Raw genomic sequence first — 21896 nt, forward strand, 5'->3', positions numbered from 1 at the left:
AAAGGAAAGGAAACTTGGCTTACTCTCGCCCTCTGAGGCGACGGTAAGCCAAGACAATAAGATGTAAAGCCAATAACCCCGTAAAAGCGGTGCAGAAAAACAGTAAGGCAATAGAGTTTACATCCCTAGGCGCATCATAATAAAGCCACCACAGCGGCCAACCTATTGCCGACAAAGCGGTAAGCTGCCACATACAGCGTTTGCAGCGACCAATTTTTTGCCTGAAAATCGACGTTTTACAATCACCGCAACTCATAAGTCCCCAGCTAAACTATGCCCACAATAAGAGTGCCAATAAGAGTGCAAATAAGAGCAGGCATATTGAATTTCAAGCACACTCCGAAACTCACGCCTAATAACACTATAGTGACGCTTTAAGTCTTGCCATCCCTTCATTGATAGAGATAAGTGCACGATAGCCTAAATCTCGCTTGGCAGCGCTGATATCAAAATAATGGCTGCAGGATAACTGCCGTGCCACGAAGCGCGTCATCATGGGCTCTTCTTGCTTCTTTAGTAGAAAATACACAGTTTCCAACACGGCGCCTGCCACATAGGCCACAGATTGCGGCACGCGCTTAGTGACTGGCGGCAAAGCATCGCAGGCCAAAATAAGATTGAGCATTTTGGCCATAGTGATGGGTTCATCGTTACTCAAAAAATAAGCTTTTCCCTGACACTTAGGCTTTGCTTGGCACAGTTCAAGCGCGGCCAGCACATGGGCATAGGCGGCGTTGTCTATGTAGATGGTATCAACCAGCTTATCTTCACGGCCAACCAGTTTAAGCTGATCTAAACGGCCGCGCGCTAACACCCTAGGCACAAGATGGGGGTCACCAGGACCCCAGATCAAATGCGGCCTGAGTGCGACAGTTTTTAACGCGTAGGGTGCAGTGGCTTTAGTCGTCACTTGGCTAGATAATTGAGTCACATCAGGATTCTCAACCGATACGTCACCCACTTGATTGGCATCAAGCATCATCTTTTCGGCGATGGCTTTGGAATGGGCGTAATAATTAAGGAAGGATGTGGCATAGGGAGTGGATTCATCTATACCGGATTCATCCTGCCCCGCAAAGGTTACACTCGGGGTACTGGTGTAGACTAACTTATTTATTTTTAATGTCTTACAAGCAGCAATCACATTTGCGGCGCCCTTCACATTCGGGCAAAAATAACTGTCCCTATCGCCCCAAACGCCAGCTTTAGACGCCACATGGAACACGATATCGCAGCCTTGCATCGACTGTTGCAACTGGTCTTTATTGACTAAATCCCCTTGCAACATGACTACGCCCAGCGCTTCAAGTTCGGGATAATGCCCACGGGCAAAACCTGTGACCTTAATGCCCGCGGCTAACAATCTCAAACAAATCGCTTTACCTAAAAATCCCCCCGCTCCCGTCACAAAGGCGTGTTGCACCTTAAGGGCGAGCTGCGCGAGTGCAGTTTGTTCAGCCGCATCAAATTGTGCAAGTGTCGTGCTCTTGATTGGGTCTATCGTCATTTAGGCATCCATTTCAGCACATTTACATGAACTTAAAGTCGGTGTAAGAAGTTAAAAATAAGCTCAAGAGCTTAAAAATAAGCGAGTTTGTTCAAATGAACACAGAATATAACGTAAAAAATGCAAGAAAAAAGCCGCGGAGTTTTAAATCAACCTTTCGTTTGCGATTGTGCCCAAACGGCTAATTTTTCTCTAAAAATCTTGGCATTATGTCGCACATCCACTGGGAAATCAGGATGGATAAGAAAACGTCTTATGCCCTGCGTCTGGGCAAATTGCTCTGCGATGGTAATCAAATCTTGATACAGCTGTTGGCTCTTATTGCACACCAATGATTGGTCGAGTTCGATACAGATCAAAGGCTCTATCTCGTTCGCCACTTTCACTCCAACCAAGGCAGAGCGCTTCACATTGGGATGGGTATTAAAAATGCGCTCGCAGGGAATAGAATAATAACGCTTTACCAATTGGCCTTTACGGGTGGCATCGACTCTGTGGGCCTTTCGACCACACATCCACAGTCGGCCTTGATCATCGATATACCCGAGATCGCCCATGCGATGTCTAAAACTATTGGTGGCGGAGTCCCACATCTTGGCCGCAGCAGTCGCGCTATTACCTTGGTTTTCGTTTTGGCTATCGTGCTGACTATTATTTAGATAATAGGACTGACTCACCATAGGCCCTTGCACCACGATTTCGCCGATTTCACCGTTATTCAGCACTAAGGCCTCATCCCACTCGGGGATAACGGCTTCACTGATGCCGATGATACGAATCGTCACGCCATCGATAGCGCCGCCGACACAAATGCCGCCGCCGTTATCTGTGATATCTGTGGTGGCAAATAACGCATCGCTAGCAATCATGCTGATCGGTAAAGATTCGGTCGCACCGTAGGAATTTAAAATCGGCACACCTTGGCTCAACATTTTGCTAAATCGGGCAATCGAAGCAATGGTCGCTGGCGCACCCGCGGAAATCACCCGCTGTACGCTGGGCAGTTTATGTTGTTTCTGTTCACCTGCGCGGCCCAAACGTTCAAGCAAGGCGGGATTAACAAAGATATTGCTGCATTGATATTTCTCAATCGCGGCAAACAGGAATTCGGGATTCGCAGTAATGGGTTTGCTGGCATCCATTTCAGGAACGATCGACGCCATACCCAGCGCGGGGCCAAAGAGTGAAAACAGCGGAAACGTCGCTAAATCGCGCTCTCCATGGCAAATGCCATAATCGTTTTTTAACGCTTTAATTTGCGCCTCAAACATCCCATGGCTATACACTACGCCCTTAGGCGTGCCGGTACTGCCACTGGTGAATAAAATGGCCGCCATCTCATCAGATTTGAGCATCACCATGGGATATTCAGCATGTTGCGCTGATGCATGTTGCGTCGAGGCGTTTAGTGAAGATGAGTGTCGTGAAGAGCTGTTTTGCAGTAGAGTCGATAAACTGATGGCGCCAGTAGCGATGCGGATTAATCTTGCCGGTAAGCCAGTTTTACCGCCATCAACATTGAGCAATGACTTAATGCTACCCTTACCCCAACCAAATAACCGTCTGGCGATATGGGCTTTAGGAATACCAATAAAAGCATCGGGCGCAGCTTCGGCAAAACACTGCTTAAGATTGTTAATCCCCATGCCGGGATCAACGAGGATAGGAATAATCCCCGCTTTAAACAGCGCAAAAGTGAGCGCAAAAAAATCCAAACTCGGCGTGACCATAAGCACAGCTTTCATGCCACGCTCAATGCCATGGGCGTTCAGCGCAAAGGCTATCGCATCGCTTTGTCTATCTAGATTGAGAAAGTCCAACTCGCTGTAACGCAAATTCGCCACAGAAGCGCCCTGAGCGCTTTGTACTGCTACCGCAAGATGATGGGGAATGGCATGGGCGGCTTGCTTAAGATGACGACAAATATTGGCGTCACTGGCCATTGCTGACGCAGAAGTGCCCGTTAAAAGTGACGTATCCAACGGCGTCACTACAGCAGCCAACAAAGGAGTCACTTCAGTCTCAAGCAAGGTCGACATTAACCTGCGGCCTGTTCGGACGGCGCCGCTGCTTGATCGTCGGCCATAAAGCCCTTGATATGGGCAATCACTTCATCGCTGGCATCTTCCAGAATGTAGTGACCACAATCGGCAAATTCATGCACGGTCGCATGGGGCATGTGCTGACGCCATTTTGCTAAAAAGTGCTTATCGAATACAAAGTCTTTGAGACCCCAGCAAATCAAAGTCGGCACTTTGGCAAACTGCGGTAAACTCGCAGCGATATCAGAGACTAATTGATAGTTTCTATCGCCTTCACGCAGCGGAATATCCTGCACAAAACGCAGCGTCGAAATGCGATTGGCCCAAGAGTTAAACGGCGCGACATACGCCTCACGAATGTATTTGGACATAGGCTGACGCTTCACGCCCACATATGAGGCGATAGACGAAAAGGCATTAAAACCACGCACCAGCACTGTGCCTAGCAGGGTATTACGACAGATCCACAGCGGCCAAGGAAACGGCTTAGTCTCAGGCAGATGGAAAGCACCCGTGTTCAAAATCACTAGGCGTTTGATACGCTCAGGATAACGCGCCGCATAACCCATACCTATCATGCCGCCCCAGTCGTGTACAACTAAGGTAATGTTTTCTTTCACATTCAGGCTATCGAGCAAAGCTTCGAGATCGTCGATGCGGTTCTTAAGGGTATAGTCATAGCCGCTATCGTCTGGCTTATCCGACAGACCACAGCCGATATGATCTGGCACTATGCATTGATGCGTGTCTTTTAAGGCGCTCACGAGATTGCGGTAGTAAAACGACCAGCTAGGATTACCGTGAACCATCACCACAGGTTCACCTTGGCCCTCGTTGATATAATGCAGCTTGTTGCCATTACGGCTAAGAAAATGACGTTTAAAAGGCAACAGAGTGTCTAACATGACGCTTCCTATCTTTTGTTCTATTTATGAGAGCGAATAATGGTTTATTTTTAGCAGGCTTAGCTTATCGACTGAACGACAGACTGAGCTATCAACTGAATCATGAACTGACTTCATTTACTCGAATGTATGCCAGCCATCAAGCGAAAACGTGAAAGGTGCACTGCACCCTACCACTTAATGCCTAACATCATGCAATTCAATCCACTGCCTATGCCTAAAAAGCTCACTTGATCGCCCACTTGTAAAAAGCCTTGATCGTGCGCCATGGCGGCGGTCACAGGTAACGACACTGTGCCCATATTGCCCAGCAGCTGATACGTAGGAAATTCTTTCTCGGGGGGAATATTTAACGCGCTAAGCACTTGCTTACGGTTTGAGGCGCCCACTTGATGGCAGATCACTTTGTCCACTTGCTCAACCAGCCAATTACGCTGCTCAAGGAAATGCTCCCAAGTGTGTTTAGCTAGCTCAACGCCTTCTTTGAGAAGCGTCACCGCATCAGTACGCATAAACTCGCGGTACAGATTGTGCCCCACTTCCTGCAGACCCCATTGACACAACTGGTGATGCTCAGGCGCCGATAAGTGCGATGCGCCCAGCAATTGATGCTGACGCACATTTGTCAGCGGCAAACTGCCGTCGGTAAGGATAACCGCCACTGCGCCAGAGCCACCGGTTAAGGTCGCCAGCGACTGGGCAAAATTCTGCATAGTAGGATCGGCCAGCATGTTATCGATAGTGACATCGACAATATCCCGCGCCGATTCACAGGACACCACCATGCCCGCCTTGATTTGACCCAACTCAATTCGGTTAGCGATATCTAAAATACCCGATAACACCCCAAGACAAGCGTTGCTGATATCGTAAATGGCGGTGTCTTTTGATACGCCCAATTCGGCAGCAACGCGACACGCAGTCGCGGGCTCATGTTGATCGCGGCACACGCCGGTATAGACAACAGCACCTAAATCGGCGACATCAATCCCAGTTTCAACCATGGCTTTACGGGCAGCTTTAATCGCACCGTCGGACAATTGATGTCCTTTTGGCCACCAGCGGCGTTCAGTAATCCCAGTCAATGCGGCAAGCTGTCCCATTGGAATACGGAACTTTTGATACAAAGGAGCAAGACGAGACTCTAGCTCACTACTGGAAACCACAACAGGCGCCAGTTCATAGGCCAGGCTATTAATAAATACGCGGGAATATTTCATGAAACTGTTTTATTCGCTCACTAGAATGACTGACCAACAGGTCAGCTTTCAGTTGTTATTCGTCATTAATGCGACATTTGAACAAGAAAAGCCCGATGATTCAATAAAAAACCATCTTCAGTGTAAGACTTGTCTCACTGCGCAGGTTCCAAACACGACGGCCCTGAATTCACTATCACTAAACTTAAATGCGCTAATATAGAAATACTTCATAAAAAACATCACAGTACAGCATATTTTCAGACACTCAAAATTATACTGACATTTTTTGCGCTAAAATCAGCGAATTTCTTGGTGTGACGCTGTTTGCACAAAATTCACCCACGCAAACACCATATCCTTGTTCCTGCAAAAAACAAGCGCGATCTAAGATTAACCATTGCTCGAGTACGCTACGAAACAAATGCGCCACTAAATCGATGCGGCGAGTTAATTGTTGTCTTTGTCGCCCTATCTCAAGCCAAGCCTCAAAATCCTTGTTTTTGGCTAAATTAACCGCCTTAATCTCAGCCGCCCACAGGCAAAAATCAATAAAACTGCCGCTCAACTGACTCTGCTTTAACGAGGGCAAAGGTAAATATGCGTCGATTTGTCGACATTGACGTTGCAGTGCATCAAAGCCTAAGCGCCACGCGATTTCTTGATGGCGCAGCGCCTGCTGTTTGGGATTGGCGATCACGCTCTGCTGCAGCGGTAACTGTAAATCATGGCGACTGAGTTTTAGGCTGCTCTGCTGAGCAAGATTGGATAACGGCTGATAATGGCTCGCTTGAATTAAATGATAACAACAGGGAGAAATCGCCAGCGCCTGCGTGCCCGCCTCGGCCGCCAGCGTTAACAGCCGAACATGCAAATCACCGCAGGCATGCAATGCAACCGCTTGCTGCCTTGCGATTAACGGATTGGCTTTTGCGGCGTGTTGAGCTGGTGCTTCAACTGTAGTAATGGATGTGGTTATAGATGTCGTTGTAGATGTGTTTGTCGCAGCATGTTCTGCACCAATAGCAAAGGCATCGGCACAAATAAAGGTTTGTGACAACTGCCACTTATCGGCAAAGGCCTGCCCTGCTTCACATAGTTGTGCTTGCCACTCTAAGCTCAGCACATCGGCACCGCGGGCTTTGGCAATTAAGCGGCCCAAATGCCCTTTACCCGCACACCATTCCAGCACAGGTAAATTAAGCTGGGGTAAATGCTGCACAAAGGCGGTAATTTGCTGCCATTTACGGCCTTTGATGTGCGCACTGAAATGCGCCTCATCGTCAAAGGACAAGCCGCCTTGCTGCGCTGCGGTGCTATCCGCAAGCGACGGTTCAGCCACGCCAGCCTTATCATTAACTGTCTTATCATTAAAAACCGTGCGTTCGGCAATGGATGCGGTGAGCAATGACAAGTCCCAATCTTGGCCTAATGCCTTAAGATCGTGGTTTAATGCCGGTGACAATGCCTTGACCAGCAAAGATTGCTCGGCGTCGAGTCCATCAAGCTCAGCGTCGGCCAGCGCCCACACAGCTTCGGCCAACTGCGGAAAATCCTGTGCCCAAGGTAAAGCGTTCACTTCAAATGCACGCACTTGCCACAGGGCTGCACTCTGTTCAAGCAACTGATTAAGTTCGCTAAATTTCTGTGAGTAAGTGAGTTGTTGCTGCAGGTTATCTTGGTTCACGTCATGCCCAGTGTAAAAAATACTTGTCTCACCTTAGGCCAAGGGAATGCGCCCTAAAGATGACTTTATGCGAAAAAATGTTAGTATCGCGGCCTTTAAACACTCAACCATATCGTTAACTGAGAAGACTCGGTTAACTAACCATAAGGCTCCAAAGGACACCTATGCTTTCACCTTGCGTCGCACGCTGCGGTTTAAATGACGAAGACTACTGCATGGGCTGCTTTCGACATATCGATGAAATCGTCAGTTGGCGCACGAGTAGCGAAGCGCAACAGGCGGCCATTTGTCAGCAACTCCCCGCCCGTAAAGCTTTATTTGAAGGCAGTGAAAATCAGCATATTTTAAGCCGTGATAAATGGTTAGCTGCCGAGGCGCGTTTAACCGACAAGGACTAAACCCACCGCTAACGCCATCCTCTGCGCAATCTCATCCTGCTAACAGCCTACAAGACTATTTTTTCAGCATTGATTTCAAGTCGGCAAAGGGATTGTAGGTCGCCGCCGCTTGCTTGGTTTCTGTGGTGCTGCCGTAACGGATGAGTTCTTCGAAACGAGAATGTTCGTTATCGTGGCAGTACAGGCACAATAACTCCCAGTTTGAACCGTCTGACGGGTTGTTATCGTGGTTATGATCGCGATGATGCACTGTCAGTTCACTTAAGTTTTTTGGAGTAAACTCGCGGGTACAACGGCCGCACACCCAAGGATAGAGTTTTAACGCCTGCTCACGGTAACCGCCCTCACGCTTAGCTTTGTACTCCCGCGCATCGGCTAATACTTTGTCTAACTTACTCTGGCCTGGCACTGACGACATAGTGTAATCCCTAAAACAAACCCTAAAAAAATTGCCCCAAGGATAATCCGAGTTATCACTTGGGGCAATATCTCCCGCACTTTGCGGGTTAATGGTGCGCGATTTGTAGACGCAAATGGCTAAACCGACTTACGTTACTGGCTTACCTTGCTTAACTTACCTAGCTTACGTTACCTAGCTTATGTGGGCATGATCGGCATTCGACAAATGCAAGTAGTGTAAGTATTTTTCATACTGAGTCACCACATCCGCGAGGATTTGCTCTTCGGTATAACCCATCACATCGTAATGCTGACCACCTTGTTCAAGGTACACTTCGGCGCGGTAATACAAGGTATTGCCCTGCTCGATTTCAGTCCCTATCGGGTTAGTGATGTCAAAACAACGGGTGCGTACTCCGTAAACAAAGGGCAAGTTCACCTCGTTGCTGATCACCAAACGTACGCGGCCATCTAAGTATTCGAGATCGGCCACTATGCCTTTGGCCATAAAGTGTTGACACACCTTAGACAAAGCAGGCGTAGCAACATTATTCAAGAACACTTGCGCTTCTTCATGGGTAGGATGCGAGACGAGAACGCCAATGCGCTCTTCCCAGCTCATGTTGGTTTTGGCGTACTGCACACTGGTATTGTGCAATTGCACGCTGTTGATCTTAAGCCAGTCATTCTTCAGGGCTTTAAATAATCCCAGACACATGAATAACATCACCACGAGGAACGGCATGGCGCTGGCGATAGCCGCCGTTTGCAGCGCCTGTAAACCACCGGCTAACAACAATACCGAGGCCACAACCCCTTGCAACAGTGCCCAGAAAATCCTCTGCCATACAGGCGCATTGTTATCGCCGCCCGAGGTCAGATTATCAATCACTAAGGACCCCGAATCCGACGAGGTCACAAAGAAGGTCACGACTAAACAAATCGCAATCCCTGAGAGTAAGGTCGGGAACGGCATGTGCTCGAAAAACACAAACAAGGCCACTGACACATCGGTATTCACCGCCTCGGCAAGGTAGGTCGCGCCTTGATTCATAATCGAATCAATCGCCGAGTTACCAAACACTGTCATCCACAGGAAGGTCAGCGCCGATGGCACAAATAACACACCAATCAAAAACTCACGGATAGTACGACCGCGGCTCACACGCGCAATAAAGGTACCGACAAAAGGTGACCAAGAAATCCACCAGCCCCAATAGAGTAAGGTCCAGCCGCCAAGCCAATCTTCCTTATGTTGATAGGCGTACAAGTTAAAGGTCTTGCCAACTAAATCACTTAAATAACTACCGGTATTCTGCACAAAGGCCTGCAACAGCATGACTGTAGGGCCCAAGATCAAGACGATAAGCAATAAGATAATCGCGAGGCCAAGATTGAGTTCGCTTAAGCGTTTGACGCCTTTGTCGAGGCCAGAAAACACCGACAGCGTCGCGAGCAAGGTAATGCCGATGATCAAGCACACTTGCACTACAGCATTATTAGGTAAACCTTCAAATAGATAACTCAGACCCGAGTTAACCTGCAACACCCCAAAGCCCAGTGATGTCGCCACCCCAAACATAGTGCCGAGCACGGCAAAGGTATCGACAATATGGCCAATAGGACCATAAATGCGTTCACCAATTAAGGGATAAAGGGCACTTCGTGGCAGTAGCGGTAACTTATGACGATAGGAGAAGTAGGCCAGACTCAATGCCACTACGGCATAAATCGCCCAAGCATGCAGTCCCCAATGGAAGAAAGTAATCTTCATCGCCTCTTTTGCGGCGGCGAGACTCTCAGGTGTAGCATCTGGCGGCGCCAGATAGTGCATTACAGGTTCGGCGACCCCAAAAAACATCAGGCCAATACCCATACCTGCCGAAAACAACATGGCAATCCAGCTTTTATAGCTGTAATCCGGCACAGAATGATCTGGCCCGAGTTTGATATCGCCAAAGCGACTGACCATGACAAAGATGATAAAAATCAGGAAAAACGCCACGCTCAAAATGTAAAGCCAACCGGCTTTCACTTCTATCCATGACTGTATTGATCTAAAAACGGTGTTAGCCTCTGTGGGCCATACTGCACAAATCATCACCATCAAGATGATGAAAAAGACCGACGAATAAAATACCGGCGGATTAATACTCGACTTGATCGACATTGACTCTCCCTATTTCTAGCGGGTTCACTCTCCAAATATCTCAGCGCACCAACGGAGAGATAGAACAAAACTTATACTCAAAATATGTTTAATGCTGCGGGGCTCATCTATGACCAGTATGGGCTCAATCCCACAGATCAATGCAACGACTGCTATGGCTAAACGTGACAGGATCTGAAAAACGGGATTAACAACACACGACTTTGACAGCCGATGATTGATGGATAAATAGCGTGAACACTACTAAGGCAGTCAAAGCATGCCTTTAGCATAAAACAAATTTATAATTAGAATATTCAGCACAAAAAATGGCGACCATATTGGTCGCCAAAAAATTATACCACAAAAATCATCAAATTTAATTTTAAACGCTAAATCGCTTGAACCAACATCCGATTACTTAGTCGGTGTTTGCGAAATGCCAGCGGTTAAATTAAAGCGCATCGCCTCTTCAAACGACCAGTCGACCATGATTAAATCGTCCCGTTTGATCAAGCTAGTCACGCCCGCCATTTGGTAACTCAATTGGAACAACACAGGCACCCAATCGCCCTCAGGCAACGCATCTAACAATGGCTGCGGCGGCGTATCTGTCATGATAAATCCCACCACAAAACTGCCATTCGCCTGTTTAACTAACACTGTCTTTTGGCTGGTCGGCTTGCCATCACGATTCATCAAAGAGGCAATATCACGGATACTGCCATAAACCGACTTAAACAGTGGGAAACGCATCAACTGGCGCTCAAGCCAACCATAAAGCCACACAATAGGACTGACCGAAAACAGCAGACCCACGGCAAAAACTAATGCCACCACCAGCATAAAACCGGCGCCGACAAAGTATTGGTTAATCCCTACCAACTCTAAAATCACAATTCCTAAACCATCTAACGATACAAACAGCGACCAAAACAGCCACAAACTCAAGGCCATAGGTAATAGATTCATCAAGCCGCGGGCTAAGGTTTTCTTCATCACACTCTCATTCGGTCATAGGGATATAGTAAGCACAAAATATTTACGCAAAAAAACGCCACAAATGCTACCACAGAGTCACTTTTGCACCAGCACATGATGTAATGTATCTGACTCTTATTCGTCTCAAGTGTAGAGATAGCGTTCAAAATCAGAGCCCACTCTGAGCCATTCTAAGGAAAGTAAAATGCGCGTAACCCGCTTAGATCATTTGGTCTTAACCGTAAAAGACATCGCCGTCAGTGTCGAATTTTATCAAACCGTGCTCGGGATGAAAAAAGTGGTATTTGGCAATCAGCGTATTGCGTTAAGTTTTGGCGATCAAAAGATTAACTTGCACCAAGCGGGCGCCGAATTTGAACCTAAAGCTGCAGCAGCCACGCCCGGCAGTGCCGATCTGTGTTTTGTAGTCAGCCATAACATAGAAGAAGTGATCGCGCATTTAAACGCACTTCAGATTGAAATCATTGAAGGCCCAGTGCTACGAACCGGCGCCACAGGCCGGATAAACTCAGTCTATATCCGCGACCCCGATTGTAACCTGCTTGAGTTATCAGAATATCTGCCCGCCTGTACTGGGTAAGCGAATTGGGGTAAAGGTAAGCGAAGTTAGGAGAGTATAATCAGTCAGTTCTGCTAGCACGCTGCAGCCAGAACTGCAGCGGCCGTTATACTGGTTCACTCCCATTTGAGATAACAGTCTCGACAGTTGAGTAGCATTTATTGTCATTACTTCCCATGTGACTTGCCGTCCTTTCATTTAAAAAAGTATCCCTATAGGCTCGACGGCGACATCTGCTGTACAGGATGTACGAATGTTGCGATCACATGGATGTGAATGAGCAACCATATCGCCAACGGTACAGTTGCAACAATGCCAATATTAACTAACCCTTTCGCTGTTAGTTTAGCTAAAAAGCTAATGCCCCAAAGCAATTCAGCGCTTCATTTTTAGACTCCGCTTTAATTTTATTTATGCATGAGATTTTATAATCCATATTTGTTCAGTTAAGAGCGCTATTTCCTATACTTCAAGTGTCTATTCATTACAACCTGAGGAGGTTTGTATGGACGCTTGGAATAAAGGTCATCCAATGGGACAAAAACGACCTTTTAAATTGGAAGAGATTTGGCGCATTCGTACTCGTTTGGAGTTAGAACATAATATTGCTGAGTTAGCGTTACTTAATCTGGCGATTGATTCAAAATTGCGAGCCTGTGACTTATTACACTTGAAGGTCCAAGACATTACCTCATCTGGCATAATCAATCCGCGAGTGCGATTAACACAGCGTAAAACCCATCGTGACGTTCAGTTTGAAATTACTCCAAAAACTCAGCACAGCCTGACATCTTGGTTGCTCGAAAAGGGATTAACCGCTGAGGATTATCTATTTCCTAGCCCAAGGTGTATTCATCAGCCGATGAGTTATAGCTATTACCGCTCGAGGGTAAAAAACTGGGCGAGTCAATTAGGGCAGAATAGTGAATTGTATGGCACGCACTCGTTGCGTAGAACCAAGGTGACATTGATTTATCGTCGAACCAAGGATATTCGGGCGATTCAAATCTTGCTTGGACATGTCAAGTTAGATAACACCGTACGCTATTTAGGTGTCGAGATTGAAGATGCACTGCGGATTTCAGAAGCTATTGAAGTATAAATTTATCAAGTGTGATTATGATTAAACCATCATAGCTGCACTGTTTTGAAAGGAAAATGAAATTAAACAAAGTGCTTTCACTTTGTTGCTAAGGTGTGTTTATTTTTATCCAGAAATGAGTTAGTGAATCAGACTTACCTCGTCTGATTCACACGCTAACATCTTTAATGTTATGTATTTTTGGGTTTATAAAGCCGTAGCCGAATTCAGTCGAACACTATGAATGTTAAATTTCAGTTTTTATAATTTCAAAAATCAAAATTTACAATTTGTACTCAATAATGCTGTTTACCGTAACAGGCTAACCCCGCTGACTTGATTACGGCCATGTTCTTTCGCAAGGTACAATTGCTTATCTGCTGATTCAATAAGTGTTTGCCATTTTAGATGCCGATGGGGCTGCATGCTCGCAACGCCAGCACTAATCGTGACCTCTTGGAAACTGGAGCCTAAATGCTCGATGTGCAAGGCTTGCACTGCGTTAACGATGAGTTGTGCGATGTGCATCGCGCCTAAATGCTGAGTGTCTGGTAATAGGCAAATAAACTCCTCACCACCATAGCGCGCCACTAAATCGTTCGGGCGGTGTATCGCTGTGCGTAGTGCTTTTGCAACGAGACGTAGACATTGATCTCCTTCCTGATGACCATAGCGATCATTGAAAAGTTTAAATGAATCGACATCTAACATCACCACTGACAATGGTGCACTATTTCTGCAGCAGTACTTGCATATTTCGGGAAGTCGTTGCTCAAACAGGTGCCGATTTGCAACCCCTGTTAGCCCGTCCAGTAAAGCAATCGATTGGAGTAAATCGGCTTGTTGTTTGAGGATAAACTGATTATTCACCCTCGCGTTCGTGATAATCGGATTGATGGGTTTATGAATAAAATCAGCGGCGCCAAGCTGAAAGCCTTTAACCTCTTCTTGTTCATCAAAATGCGCGGTAACAAAGATAATGCAGATATTGGCTGTCGCGGGATCGGCTTTGAGCCGTTGACACACTTCATAGCCCGTCATACCGGGCATTTCTATATCCAAAAGTACTAAATCAGGCAGTTCATTCTGACAGACGTTGATGGCTTGCTCTCCGTTTGTGGCCATAAACATTTCATAATCTTCATGAAAAAGCTGATGCAATATTTTTATATTGAGGGGTTGGTCGTCAACGACAAGAATTTTTCCCTTCATGCGATTGGCTTGCGGGATGATTTCCGTAAGATGCATTATTTATTCTCCAACATGATGATGCGTAAAGTGTCTGATGCCTTATCGAATTCGAGTGCTTGCACTTGTCCCTGTAGTGTTATCCACTGTGGATGGTGTGGTAATTTTTTGATTAATCGGTCAACGAAAGTCATGGCTTCTAAATTGTTCGCTTTTAAGAGGAGCATGAGGGCGTTCAGTTCAGTCCAAGCACTCGGCATTAACGCTTGAGAATCGATGGCCTGTGTCATTTTATCTTGAGCTAACACAGTCGATTCAGGTTGAGGGATGTAGGTAGATAGTTGCTGAGTACTTTCATTGATTAATAATTCTAATTGTTCGGTCCACACTTTTATCTCAATAAACTCAAGGTCATTTTGTTTGAGTTGTTTCTCTAAAAAAGCAGCATAAGCGGCTAAACGCAGTGCACCAAAATTACTGGCAAGACCTTTGATGCCATGTCCCACGGCCGCCGCAGTGGCATACTCAAATACTTTAGTAGACTGCTTGAATAGATTTAGTTGTTTCAACATTTCAGGTGCAAAACCTTTCGCCATTTTCTGGAAAAAAGCCTGATTACCGCCAAAACGACGCAGTATTAGCTGGATGTCATCCAGTAATGGCATATTGTCGAGTGGGACTTGTAACTCCGCTGGTTGATGCTGTTGTGCTAATGAAGGGGCTTCTTCCTGTCCTACTAAACGTAAAATGCTGGGGAGTAATATTTGCATGTCGATTGGCTTACCCACATGATCATTCATACCTGCATCGAAGCAATCCTGTTTATCGCTTTGGGATGCATTGGCAGTCATCGCTAAAATGGGTAGCTCCGCAAATCGGCTATCAGCGCGGATAAGCCGTGTTGCGGCTAGGCCGTCCATATCGGGCATTTGTATGTCCATGATCACGATATCGAATACGTTTCCACTTTCTAACACTTGAAACACTCCTTCAACGCCACCGTTGGCAAGTTGCACGTTTGCTCCTTCATAACTCAGCAGCTCATCAATCACTTGTCGGTTGAGTTGGTTATCTTCAACCACTAAAATGGCGAGTGTAGATAACCGTCGTTGCGAGTGTGGCGTAGGATTCACTGTCATCGTTTTGCCTTCGATAGCATTGATTATCGCCTCGGCTAAAATCTGTGATGTGACCGGTTTAGTTAAAAAATTCACGAAGGGGACATTTTTTATATGCTGACTTTCGCTAATCACCTCATGGCCGTAGGCGGTGAGCATAACGATGAGCGGAATAGGGCTATCTGAGTGAGAGTTACATATCAAATCAGCCGTTTGTAGCCCATCAAGATCTGGCATACGCCAATCCATTAGTACGACATCGAATGGTCTTGCGTTTATATTGGCTTGTTTTACTTTTTCAAGCGCTTGATATCCCCCCGAGGCGGTTTCTGCACTGCAGCCAAAGTCAGTCAAAATCTTATGCAAAATTTCGACAGTAAGTTCGTTATCATCGACAATTAAAATATGATACCCACTGAGGTCAATGGCCTGAGTGGCTTCAACTTCCATGACGCAGAACGTTACATCAAACCAGAAGCGGCTACCCACACCTACACGGCTGGTGACGTTTAACTGGCCTCCCATGAGTTCGACTAACTTTTTGCTTATCGCTAATCCTAGCCCTGTACCGCCAAATCGCCTTGATGTTGACGATTCGGCTTGTTCAAAGCCCGTAAAAATGCGCTCTATTTGCTCTTCGCTAATACCAATACCGGTATCTGAAATTGAAATCTGCACCGTAACGGTATTGGCCTCATGACGTAAGCATTCCATGGTGACGGTGACTTGACCGTGGCGTGTAAATTTAAGGGCATTACCCGCTAAATTAACCAAAATCTGTTGTAGCCTCAGTTGGTCGGCTAAGAGCCAGGCGGGTAAAGCCGGATCAAGGTCAAACATGACCTCGACATTTTTGTTGCCATGGTTGCCCGACAGCACTATTGCAAGATCTCGCATAAGCAGTTCGATTGAACAAGGGTGTAGGTCGAGTGTTAATTTACCTGCATCGATTTTTGAAAAATCGAGAATATCATTCAGTAATCCTAGCAATGACTTCGCCGCGGTTTGGGTTTTGGTCACATAATCCTGTTGTTGCACAGACATTGAGGTATGTTGCATTAATTGCAGCATCCCTAAGACAGCATTCATTGGGGTGCGGATTTCATGGCTCATATTGGCTAAAAATGCAGACTTTGCCGCATTAGCTGCATCAGCCTCATGTTTAGCCTCTCTCAAGGTTTCTTCCAATTGCCGCTGTTCGGTAATATCTAAATTGATACCGATGACTTTTGTAACCTGCCCCGTGACATCGCGTTCGATTTGGGCGCCAGCTTGCACATAACGAATGGTGCCATCGGTTCTGACGACTCTAAAAATGGGGTCATATTGGTCTTTTTCTTCTACTGCCGCTTTTAGCTTCGCCTCGGCGAAGTCAATATCATCTGAATGGATCCGCATACGCCAATGTTCATAGGTTAATCCGATATCCTGTAAACTTAGGGGTTGATCGTAAATAGCAAACATCCGCTCATTCCATTCGAGGGAGTTATCGCGTAAATCCCAGCTCCAAATCCCAAGCTTGGCGACTTCCGCAGCCTTACTTAAGTGATTACTCGCAGTGATAAGTGCTTTTTGTTGTTGTAGTACTTGGGAAATATCAATCGCAATGCCTAAATAACCAATAATCTCGCCGACATTATCCAGCATGGCCGTGACAGAGAGAGAGACTTGGCATTGACTGGTGTCTTTTCGCACATATGTCCAAGTGCGCGTTTCAGAACCGAGGGTTCTCGCTTTATAGACGAACACATCAAAGCCTTGAATATCTTCACCATACTCACTGGACAATTCAGCTGATCTTGCCGCGACTTCCTCGGGCAAATGTAGCGGTGCCGGTGTTGATAGCCCGATCATATCCACGGCGGCGTAACCGAGTAATTGCTCAGCCCCACGATTGAAAATCGTGATCACGCCCTTTTTGTCCGTTGCAATAATGGACATTTCGGAGGCGGCATCGAGTACGTTCGTTAATAACGAACCTAACTTATTTTTTTCAATTTGCGCCAATTTACGCTCTGTGATGTCGGTTCTTAATGCGACAAAACGTTCTATATTGCCGTTTTCATTAAAGACAGGACCAATCACAGTATCAAACCATTTCAGCATTTGGTGTCGGTCACGATTACAAATCTCACCATGCCAAGATAGGCCCGATTTTATTTGGGTCCACATGGTGCGCCAGAATGCAGCATCATGCTCACCAGAGTTCAAAATGGCATGGGTTTCACCTAACAATTGTTTGCGTGAATAACCACTTACGTGACAAAAATTATCATTCACCTCTAAAATGACGCCATTCGGGTCGGTGGCAGAGTAGAGCAGCTGTTGATTGATGGTGTCGAGCAACGTCTGGTTTTCGAGTAATGCTTGCTGGAGCGCATTGGTACGCTTGGTGACTTCTTGTTCTAAACGTGCATTCAAGCTTAATATATATCGTTCTGCTTCTTGCTGCGCCGTAATATCGCGGATCGTTTGGCTAAGTCCCACAATGGCACTATCCTCATCATATATAGGCAGCGACGTTGTCGAAGTCGATACATGGCTGCCATTCTGTCGTTGATGGGTTGATATTTGATTTAATACCGTTTTTCCTGAAAACACCTCAGCAAACAACACCTGCTCTTCTAAAACAATGCTTGGTGGGATAATCAAATCGCAACTTGAATGACCAATAACGTCTGTCTGTGTATAGCCAAATATCTCCTCAGCACCTTGGTTCCAACTAGTAATATTGCCCGTTAAGTCATAGCTGATAATGGCATCGAGGGAGTGCTCCAGCATGCTAGCGCGCCTTGCCTGTTCAAGTTGCACTTGCTGCTTACGCTGTTGACTGATAGACCATATAGCGATAAAGGCCGCAAGCAATAAGCTTAATAAACTGCCGCTCAGTAATACTAAGCTTGGTTGATTAAGGTGTAATGACTGAATAAAGGCCGGGTAGGCAATGACTTCGACCTGCCATTTGCGGCCAAAAATTTCTTTCGTCAGTGTGTGGCTATATGCCGATAATGGAGACGCATCATCAGGGTGTGTTTCAAAAAAACTGATGGGACGCTCAGTTTGGGTGATATCGCTAAGCAGTAGCTTCGTCATCTTTTGATTTAATGCTAACCCTGTGAGCACTTCATTTGTCACTAAGGGCGCATAACTCCAACCATACCCTGCTGCAAGTCGTTCTTGTGGTGTTTTAGGCACAGAAATTGTTCGATAAATAGGTTGTAGTATCAAAAATGATTGTAGGGGTTTCCCCGTAGCCTGCACTAAAGTAATTGGCGCAGACAAACGTACTTCACCGGATAACATAGCTGCATCTGCCGCTGCTTTACGATGTGCCTCTGATGCAACATCTAACCCAATGGCAGCACGGTTTCTGTCTATCGGCTCAATGTATTCAATCACATACTTTTCGCCGCTATGGGGGGTCAGTTGCCGAATATTGAAGTCCGGCCAATCGTCATTTTTGGCTCTTGTTAAAAATGCGGCTTCATCTGAATTGGGCACTCGGCGAATAAAGCCAAATCCACGGGCTCCGGGGAACTCTTGATCCACATCCCTCGATAAACTATAGCGATGGAAGCTAGCACGACTAATACCATACTCGCCTGCGGTTAGAATCGAACCTCGGGCACCGCGTAAACCATATTGATATAAGGTTATACGATTAAGCACGTTCTCACTGATTTGCTCCGTGTTTTCGCGCAATGCTTGGCCAATCGTTTGGGCGTTCATGCGTCCTGTCAACCATGTGAATAGTGCGCTTAGCAGTAATCCAATCAACAGGACTAATAAGCTCCATTTCGAAGCATTTTTATAATTCATAGAAAGGAGCATAAATGCCTAATAATTTATAATCAGAGAGTTATGATTTTGGACTAAGAAGATTTTTTTTTCCACTTGTAGTAACACACTAATTTGGGGCACCTAAATAGAGGTGATATTTAGATGACTTTAGATGAACAGATGAGATCGACAACCCCAAAAACATTTAGTGCTGAATTTAAACTTAAAGCAGCCTAATTAGTCTCGATAAAACCATACTACCGGCGCCGCGAAGGCGATAAACGTGGGTAAATCAACTATGGATAAATGGGTTAGGTAATTAAAACTAAAGCATCAAGGTAGCCCTCTAAAAGCCTCGCCCATTATCCCTGAATAAATTGAAATTCGTGAGATGACGAAGCAAATTAACCGTCTAGAGGAACATAATCTCATCTTAAAAAAGGCTACACCTCTTGATGTCAGACTCTATGAACAATTTACGCTAATCATCTAACTCAAGCTGAGCCATTTTATTTCCGCTATTTGTTATGCATTCAATATACATAGAAGTGGCTATAAATATTGCCTAAACAGAAAAGGTTATATTGATGCTTATTTTACTATTTTATGCTGTGAAGGCTGCAAATGGTATTAGTCATCGCTCTGATAGCTCAATTAGTAACGAATAAAGGGATTAATCAGTTGCCAGCAGCCAAAACAGGATTATATGAAAGTAACACAAGAGCATTTAGCGATCCCCAACACGGTCAACCGAGAGTTTGCTGTTCATAGCCCGGACAATCATGATGTGGCGATGTGACGTATACTGGGGGGAATCGTTGGGAATATCTAACCGTTGTTCTGGACTTATTTCCCCGTAAACCTATTAGTTGGGTGTTGTCATTATCGCCTGATAGCGAATTGACATGTAAAGCATTGAATAAGGCGTTTGAGTTAAGAGGGGAACCAGAAAATGTGATGTTTCACAGTGACTAAGGCTTGAATTACACAAACGTAAATTTCAGACAAATTATTATGGCGTCTTCTGATTAAGCAAAGTATTAGTCGTCGCAGGAATCGTTGGGATAATTCACCCATGGAGCATTTCTTTAAAAGTTTGAAATCTGAGTGGGTACCTGTAAAGGGTTGTTGGAATTTTACAGAAGCAGATTAAGCGACAACAAACTACATAACAGAATATTACAGTGAATCAAAGCCCCATAAAAATAATGGAGGGTTAACGCCAAATGAGTCATAACGATTATATTGGGATTACTCAATTTTACTTTACAACTACAATGGTAAATATAAAAATTCTACACTACTAAATTTCATCTAGAATTACCTAAAAAACTTACAACTCAATGTAATGCTCTGCCACTAATTGTAAAACATATAATAGTATAGAACATAAAATCATGTCTAATTGCTACCAGAAAGACAGCCTATATACTACTTATTTATTGTTGAGTCTCTAGCTCCTCCCAACTCATTCGTTTCCTGTAAATTGTTGATGGGCTAATATCCAATAATGCGGCAGCTTTGGGAATGTTTCCATCACACATAGCAATTGCACCTTCAATAGTTTGTTTTTCAACTAGCCATAGAGGTTTAATGGAATGACTGCTGGATTCATTTAGTAATAAAGTTGATTCACGTCGAGTGTCATTCTGTTCATATATCAAACTATCATTATCGCATTTATATTGTTTTTCTGCTGAACTAGATTGAATCTGTATCAATGGATGAGGAAACATTAAATGCTCTACTGTAGTCCCTTCGTTGAGTACGACAATTTGACGAATGACATTTTGCAGTTGGCGCACATTACCTGGCCAAGTATAGGCTAAAAGTGTATTCGTGGCAGCAGGACTAAATTCAGTAAAATTTTTACCTTCTTCCTTACTGTAGGTTTTTAATATTTTTTTAGCCAGCAGTAAAACATCATTTCCCCTTGCTCGTAATGGTGGCAATTCTATTGGAATCACATGTAAACGATAGAATAAATCCTCACGAAAATGTCCAAGTTTTACCTCCTCCCACGGCTTGCGGTTAGTCGCACTAATCAAGCGAATATCCACATGCTCCTCCTTAGTGCCGCCTACTCGTTGGAAGGTACCCGTTTGAATAAAACGTAATAGTTTGCTTTGTAAGTCTAAATCCATTTCACAAATTTCATCGAGGAATAAAGTACCGTTATCGGCCCTTGTTGCAGCGCCATCACGGTTACTGTGTGCCCCCGTAAATGCACCTTTGCAATGACCAAAGATCTCACTTTCAATTAATTCCTTGGGAATAGAAGCACAATTAAGAGCGATAAACGGCTTATCTGCACGATTTCCCGTTTGATGTATTGCTTGCGCACAAACTTCTTTACCTGTACCACTTTCGCCCGTAATAAATACAGAAGCTTTACTTTTTGCGACACAATCTATTGTTTTATAAACACTTTGCATTACTAATGAATCACCAATAAAACCTTGATAGCGCCCTTTAGGTAGACTCTTTTCGTATTGTGTTACTAGCTCAAGCAGATGTTTCTGCTTGAGCGCATTTCGCACTGTAATTGACAAACGCTTGCTATCAAAAGGTTTGACCAGAAAATCAAATGCACCTGATCGCATAGCATCAATGGCAATATCAATGCTGCCATGAGCGGTGATCATGATAGTGCTAATATTTGGATATTTCCCGTACACTTGTTTTAAAATATCAAGCCCTGATATGTCAGGCAGTTTAATATCAAGGATCAGTAGATCTGGTTGCCACTTTACCAACTCTCGTAAGGCATCTTCACCGTAATGCACATGAGTCACATTGATACCTTCAGCGCGTAAATACTCAGTGTATAAAGCCCCTAATGACATGCTGTCTTCAACTAATAGCGCTGAATATTCCATATA

Annotated in this window: 15 protein-coding genes and 1 pseudogene; 4 read left to right on the top strand and 12 right to left on the bottom strand. The window is 45.2% G+C overall.

What is annotated here, in order from left to right; translation table 11 throughout:
• Positions 1–19: 19 nt before the first annotated feature.
• The 6 genes from Q4Q50_RS14860 to Q4Q50_RS14885 form a co-directional block, all read right to left on the bottom strand.
• Positions 20–256, bottom strand: a complete 237-nt coding sequence (locus tag Q4Q50_RS14860) for a DUF3624 domain-containing protein (RefSeq protein ID WP_259520934.1) — start codon at positions 254–256, stop codon at positions 20–22.
• Between the two features lie 105 nt (positions 257–361).
• On the bottom strand, positions 362–1507 hold the full coding sequence (gene oleD / locus Q4Q50_RS14865; RefSeq protein WP_311899981.1) for a 2-alkyl-3-oxoalkanoate reductase: 1146 nt from the start codon (positions 1505–1507) through the stop codon (positions 362–364).
• 149 nt (positions 1508–1656) lie between these two features.
• Positions 1657–3546, bottom strand: coding sequence for an olefin beta-lactone synthetase (gene oleC / locus Q4Q50_RS14870; protein WP_311899982.1), 1890 nt, complete (start codon positions 3544–3546; stop codon positions 1657–1659).
• Entirely contained in the window at positions 3546–4454 is a 909-nt protein-coding gene (locus Q4Q50_RS14875; protein ID WP_259529671.1) for an alpha/beta fold hydrolase, read from the bottom strand. The genes oleC and Q4Q50_RS14875 overlap by 1 nt, the downstream gene beginning before the upstream one ends.
• A 170-nt stretch (positions 4455–4624) precedes the next feature.
• Positions 4625–5674 carry a 3-oxoacyl-ACP synthase III gene (locus Q4Q50_RS14880; RefSeq protein WP_006081078.1) on the bottom strand — a complete coding sequence of 350 codons (1050 nt, stop codon included), beginning with the start codon at positions 5672–5674 and terminating at the stop codon, positions 4625–4627.
• A 253-nt stretch (positions 5675–5927) separates the two neighbouring features.
• Positions 5928–7340, bottom strand: a complete 1413-nt coding sequence (locus Q4Q50_RS14885; protein ID WP_311899985.1) for a methyltransferase — start codon at positions 7338–7340, stop codon at positions 5928–5930.
• Between the two features lie 164 nt (positions 7341–7504).
• Between Q4Q50_RS14885 and Q4Q50_RS14890 the strand changes: the two genes are divergently transcribed.
• On the top strand, positions 7505–7738 hold the full coding sequence (locus Q4Q50_RS14890; RefSeq protein WP_006085323.1) for a DUF1289 domain-containing protein: 234 nt from the start codon (positions 7505–7507) through the stop codon (positions 7736–7738).
• Between the two features lie 55 nt (positions 7739–7793).
• Here the strand turns inward: Q4Q50_RS14890 and Q4Q50_RS14895 are convergent, their stop codons facing one another.
• The 3 genes from Q4Q50_RS14895 to Q4Q50_RS14905 all read right to left on the bottom strand — a co-directional run bounded on the left by Q4Q50_RS14895 (position 7794) and on the right by Q4Q50_RS14905 (position 11285).
• Positions 7794–8156 carry a YajD family HNH nuclease gene (locus Q4Q50_RS14895; protein ID WP_006081075.1) on the bottom strand — a complete coding sequence of 121 codons (363 nt, stop codon included), beginning with the start codon at positions 8154–8156 and terminating at the stop codon, positions 7794–7796.
• A 174-nt stretch (positions 8157–8330) separates the two neighbouring features.
• A complete protein-coding gene (locus Q4Q50_RS14900; RefSeq protein WP_006081074.1) occupies positions 8331–10307 on the bottom strand; it encodes a BCCT family transporter in 1977 nt (658 codons plus the stop codon).
• A 396-nt stretch (positions 10308–10703) separates the two neighbouring features.
• Positions 10704–11285: a DUF502 domain-containing protein gene (locus tag Q4Q50_RS14905; RefSeq protein ID WP_311899987.1), complete on the bottom strand. Its 582-nt coding sequence runs from the start codon at positions 11283–11285 to the stop codon at positions 10704–10706.
• A 187-nt stretch (positions 11286–11472) separates the two neighbouring features.
• Between Q4Q50_RS14905 and Q4Q50_RS14910 the strand changes: the two genes are divergently transcribed.
• Positions 11473–11868, top strand: a complete 396-nt coding sequence (locus Q4Q50_RS14910) for a VOC family protein (protein ID WP_006085321.1) — start codon at positions 11473–11475, stop codon at positions 11866–11868.
• Positions 11869–12352: 484 nt separating this feature from the next.
• Positions 12353–12949 (top strand): tyrosine-type recombinase/integrase, encoded by a 597-nt coding sequence (locus Q4Q50_RS14915; RefSeq protein ID WP_006083692.1) that lies wholly within the window; start codon positions 12353–12355, stop codon positions 12947–12949.
• 288 nt (positions 12950–13237) lie between these two features.
• Here the strand turns inward: Q4Q50_RS14915 and Q4Q50_RS14920 are convergent, their stop codons facing one another.
• Both Q4Q50_RS14920 and Q4Q50_RS14925 read right to left on the bottom strand, forming a co-directional pair.
• Positions 13238–14176, bottom strand: a complete 939-nt coding sequence (locus Q4Q50_RS14920; RefSeq protein WP_311899988.1) for a diguanylate cyclase — start codon at positions 14174–14176, stop codon at positions 13238–13240.
• Positions 14176–19065 (bottom strand): PAS domain S-box protein, encoded by a 4890-nt coding sequence (locus Q4Q50_RS14925; protein WP_311899990.1) that lies wholly within the window; start codon positions 19063–19065, stop codon positions 14176–14178. Before Q4Q50_RS14925 ends, Q4Q50_RS14920 begins: the two co-directional genes overlap by 1 nt.
• A 111-nt stretch (positions 19066–19176) precedes the next feature.
• On the opposite strand from Q4Q50_RS14925, the pseudogene Q4Q50_RS14930 reads away from it, so the two are divergent.
• Positions 19177–20251: pseudogene (locus Q4Q50_RS14930) on the top strand (IS3 family transposase).
• Between the two features lie 202 nt (positions 20252–20453).
• Here the strand turns inward: Q4Q50_RS14930 and Q4Q50_RS14935 are convergent.
• Positions 20454–21893, bottom strand: a complete 1440-nt coding sequence (locus Q4Q50_RS14935; protein ID WP_006083689.1) for a sigma-54-dependent transcriptional regulator — start codon at positions 21891–21893, stop codon at positions 20454–20456.
• Between the last annotated feature and the right edge of the window lie 3 nt (positions 21894–21896).

The sequence above is a fragment of the Shewanella scandinavica genome (genome assembly GCF_031932065.1).
In the GTDB taxonomy this organism is placed as follows: Bacteria; Pseudomonadota; Gammaproteobacteria; order Enterobacterales; family Shewanellaceae; genus Shewanella; species Shewanella baltica.

What these genes read in the sequence shown, in the direction of transcription:
- Q4Q50_RS14860 (WP_259520934.1), bottom strand. Translation starts at nt 256, where the DNA reads ATGAGTTGCGGTGATTGTAAAACGTCGATTTTCAGGCAAAAAATTGGT.
- oleD (WP_311899981.1), bottom strand. Translation starts at nt 1,507, where the DNA reads ATGACGATAGACCCAATCAAGAGCACGACACTTGCACAATTTGATGCG.
- oleC (WP_311899982.1), bottom strand. Translation starts at nt 3,546, where the DNA reads ATGTCGACCTTGCTTGAGACTGAAGTGACTCCTTTGTTGGCTGCTGTA.
- Q4Q50_RS14875 (WP_259529671.1), bottom strand. Translation starts at nt 4,454, where the DNA reads ATGTTAGACACTCTGTTGCCTTTTAAACGTCATTTTCTTAGCCGTAAT.
- Q4Q50_RS14880 (WP_006081078.1), bottom strand. Translation starts at nt 5,674, where the DNA reads ATGAAATATTCCCGCGTATTTATTAATAGCCTGGCCTATGAACTGGCG.
- Q4Q50_RS14890 (WP_006085323.1), top strand. Translation starts at nt 7,505, where the DNA reads ATGCTTTCACCTTGCGTCGCACGCTGCGGTTTAAATGACGAAGACTAC.
- Q4Q50_RS14895 (WP_006081075.1), bottom strand. Translation starts at nt 8,156, where the DNA reads ATGTCGTCAGTGCCAGGCCAGAGTAAGTTAGACAAAGTATTAGCCGAT.
- Q4Q50_RS14900 (WP_006081074.1), bottom strand. Translation starts at nt 10,307, where the DNA reads ATGTCGATCAAGTCGAGTATTAATCCGCCGGTATTTTATTCGTCGGTC.
- Q4Q50_RS14905 (WP_311899987.1), bottom strand. Translation starts at nt 11,285, where the DNA reads ATGAAGAAAACCTTAGCCCGCGGCTTGATGAATCTATTACCTATGGCC.
- Q4Q50_RS14910 (WP_006085321.1), top strand. Translation starts at nt 11,473, where the DNA reads ATGCGCGTAACCCGCTTAGATCATTTGGTCTTAACCGTAAAAGACATC.
- Q4Q50_RS14915 (WP_006083692.1), top strand. Translation starts at nt 12,353, where the DNA reads ATGGACGCTTGGAATAAAGGTCATCCAATGGGACAAAAACGACCTTTT.
- Q4Q50_RS14920 (WP_311899988.1), bottom strand. Translation starts at nt 14,176, where the DNA reads ATGCATCTTACGGAAATCATCCCGCAAGCCAATCGCATGAAGGGAAAA.
- Q4Q50_RS14925 (WP_311899990.1), bottom strand. Translation starts at nt 19,065, where the DNA reads ATGCTCCTTTCTATGAATTATAAAAATGCTTCGAAATGGAGCTTATTA.
- Q4Q50_RS14935 (WP_006083689.1), bottom strand. Translation starts at nt 21,893, where the DNA reads ATGGAATATTCAGCGCTATTAGTTGAAGACAGCATGTCATTAGGGGCT.